Genomic DNA, 246 nt, shown 5'->3' on the forward strand with positions numbered 1-246 from the left:
CCGTGACGCCAAGGGCAACAAGGACCGCCTGGTGCCGCTGCCCCGTGCGACCCTGGCGGTGCTGCGCCGCTTCTGGCAGACGCATCGCCATCCCGAGCTGCTCTTTCCCAACCGCCACGCCGGCCTCAAGGGGGCGGCGCTCGCACGCACGCCGCTCGACCGTGGCGGCGTACAGCTGACGCTGCGCAAGGTGGTGGCCGGCTGCGGCCTTAAAAAAACATTACCCCTCACAGCCTGAGGCACAGC

1 protein-coding gene is annotated in these 246 nt (G+C 69.5%); it reads left to right on the plus strand.

What is annotated here, in order from left to right:
• On the plus strand, positions 1–238 hold a 238-nt coding region (locus tag I8J34_RS24480), incomplete at its 5' end, for a site-specific integrase (protein WP_508626342.1).
• Between the last annotated feature and the right edge of the window lie 8 nt (positions 239–246).

It is taken from the genome of Denitromonas iodatirespirans, assembly GCF_018524365.1.
GTDB classification, from domain to species: Bacteria; Pseudomonadota; Gammaproteobacteria; order Burkholderiales; family Rhodocyclaceae; genus Nitrogeniibacter; species Nitrogeniibacter iodatirespirans.